We start from the raw sequence: 2,333 nt of genomic DNA on the forward strand, positions 1-2,333 counted from the left end.
ACGCTGGCCCACACGGGCACGGGCCCCATGGCACTCGTCGCCACCGCGACGGCCGGGGCCGTGCTGCTGGGCTCGGCCGCCCTCCTCGTCGCCCGCCGCAGGCGGCGTTCCCAGTGAGTGGAGGCCGGGTCAGTACAGGAAGCGATGCAGCGGAGCCGACTCCGTCAGCAACATCGTGAGCCGGTGCGCGAGGCGCTGCCAGGCCTCGTCCTGCCCGTAGGTGAGTCTCACGTCCTCGCCGTCGGCCGGCTCGATCGCCGCGAAGAGGGTGGCCGTGTCGGCGTCGGGCGTGAGGTCCACCAGGGACAGCACCCGCGCCAGCGCGCCGACCAGGCCGACGGCGGTCTTCTCGGGCGTCAGGACGGTGCCGCGGACCGCGGCCACGACGCCCGAGGGGTCCGGCAGGTCCGGCGGCGCCACCAGGAGCCCGGACAGCTCGCGCAGCAGCGCGTACAGCAAGTCCGTGTCGTCGGTGGGCAGTTCGACGATACGCAGGCCCTCGTGCTCCCAACGGCCGTTCGGCGTCCACACCTTGGGGCCGCGCGCCACCGCCTCGGCGAGTGTCTCCCGCACCCGCCGGAAGACCACGAGCCCGTCCGTGAAAAGCGCGTGCTCACCGGCTCCCCCCGCGGACTCGGCCAGCGGTGCCAGCAGGTGTTCCTCCACCCGGTCGCACTGCGCGTCGAGATCCGGATCCACGACCACGAGACGCACCGACGTGCGCTGCTCCTGTTGCTCCATACCGACCACTCTGCCAGCCGCCTCGGACAATCGGCCTAGGGCCTGTCGTCTGGATCAGGCCGGCCTGTCTCACGGTGCCTTGTCGACCGACCCGAGCGGGGTGTGGTGCGTGCAGCTGCAAGGCGGAGGAGGGCGGCGACGCGATGGGGGTCCCCCCGCGCGAGGTTGTTCGAGCGTGGGGGAGTCGGCAACCGACGACAACGCCGCTGGGGGTCCCCCCACGCCTTTAAGGCAGTGGGGGAGTGCGTGCCACACCCCGCGACGCCGGCATGATCCAGACGACAGGTCCCAGGTCGTGTCCGCAAGGTCCCGTCGTCCGCCCGCAGGGCAGGCGGGACTTTGCGGACACGACCTAGCGCCCGTCTCCGCCCAGCGCGAGCACTACGGACAGATTCGGCGTCCGGTCGACCGCGTCACCGAAAACGTCGACCGCGGTCTCCCACTCCCCCGGCCGCACCTTCGCGTACGCCCGCCAGTTCCGTACGACGACCAACAGGCCCTGCTCCACGGCCCCTTCGGGCCACACGGTGTGGTCGCCGAGGCTGTCGGCGAGCGCGTCCCAGTTGCGGCCGAACCAGTCGGGCAGTTGGAGAGCGCGAGCGACACCGTCCATCAGGCCGGCCTTGTCCGTGACCCCGTCGAGGTCCAGGGTGACCGCGAGCTCCGTCATCTCAGTACCGTCCTGAACGACTTGTAGTGATCATCGGTGTAGTAGATCTCGCCGCCCTGCCCGGTGACAATGCGCCGGGCCCCGCGATCGCGCGAGCCCGGCGTCCTGACGGTGTATTCGTGGTAATAGCCACGCTTCTGCTCCGGCAGCAGCTTCTCGTAGTTCCCGAAAACGACCCCGTCCTTGGCGTACGGGAAGGGGCCGCCCCGGTCGATCAGGGTGAGGGTCTGCTGTGCCTCGGCGGGGAGTTGGGACGCCTTGACGGTCCCCGTGCCCCCGCTCGTGGCCGTGGACGAGCAGCCGGCCGGCAGCAGTACCGCCAGACAGACGAGAAGAACCCGGCAGACGAGAGGCACTCGGGAGACGAACCGCAGCAGCATGCGCCCGATGCTGCCACGGCCGCCCCCTCACGGCCTTCTGCCAGAGCCTGTCAGATCCCGTCGGGGTCCGTCCGGCCGAGCGCCGACTTCGGCGGCGTGCCGGCCGTCATCAGATAGTCCGCGGCAGCGGTGTCCGTCACCAGGCTGGTGACAAGCCCGGACCGCAGTACCGCGTCGATCGCCGCCGCCTTCCGCTGCCCGCCCGCGATCGCAACGACCTCGGGGATACGGCGCAGCTGGTCCGCCTTGACGGTGATGCACCGCTCGCCCAGGTCCCGGCCGACCCGGCGGCCCTCGGCGTCGAAGAGGTGCGCGGACGTCTCGGCGGCGACACCGAGGGACGAGTAGTGCGCCCGCTCCTCGTCGCTGAGCATGTCGTAGACCGTCGAGATGCCCGGCTCCCAGGAGCCGATGGAGACACAGGCGACCGTGACCTTGTCGAAGTACTCGAAGGCCCGGGCGATCCCCGTCTGGTGGCGCAGTGCCTCCGCGGTGGCCGCGTCCGGCAGCAGCATCGGCGCGTAGATGGGGTGGGCGTCGCC

5 protein-coding genes are annotated in these 2,333 nt (G+C 71.2%); 1 reads left to right on the top strand and 4 read right to left on the bottom strand.

Translation table 11 applies throughout. The features are described 5' to 3' along the window. Positions 1-3: 3 nt before the first annotated feature. A complete protein-coding gene (locus R6V09_RS54815) occupies positions 4-117 on the top strand; it encodes an LPXTG cell wall anchor domain-containing protein (RefSeq protein ID WP_442810297.1) in 114 nt (37 codons plus the stop codon). Between the two features lie 12 nt (positions 118-129). Here the strand turns inward: R6V09_RS54815 and R6V09_RS51110 are convergent, their stop codons facing one another. The 4 genes from R6V09_RS51110 to R6V09_RS51125 all read right to left on the bottom strand — a co-directional run. Beyond that, entirely contained in the window at positions 130-741 is a 612-nt protein-coding gene (locus R6V09_RS51110) for a hypothetical protein (RefSeq protein ID WP_317888246.1), read from the bottom strand. Between the two features lie 352 nt (positions 742-1,093). Beyond that, entirely contained in the window at positions 1,094-1,411 is a 318-nt protein-coding gene (locus R6V09_RS51115; RefSeq protein WP_317888247.1) for a barstar family protein, read from the bottom strand. Next, on the bottom strand, positions 1,408-1,791 hold the full coding sequence (locus R6V09_RS51120; RefSeq protein ID WP_317888248.1) for a ribonuclease: 384 nt from the start codon (positions 1,789-1,791) through the stop codon (positions 1,408-1,410). The genes R6V09_RS51115 and R6V09_RS51120 overlap by 4 nt, the downstream gene beginning before the upstream one ends. A 50-nt stretch (positions 1,792-1,841) precedes the next feature. After that, on the bottom strand, positions 1,842-2,333 hold a 492-nt coding region (locus R6V09_RS51125; protein ID WP_317888249.1), incomplete at its 5' end, for a sugar-binding domain-containing protein.

This window comes from Streptomyces sp. W16 (assembly GCF_033194735.1).
Taxonomy (GTDB): Bacteria; Actinomycetota; Actinomycetes; order Streptomycetales; family Streptomycetaceae; genus Streptomyces.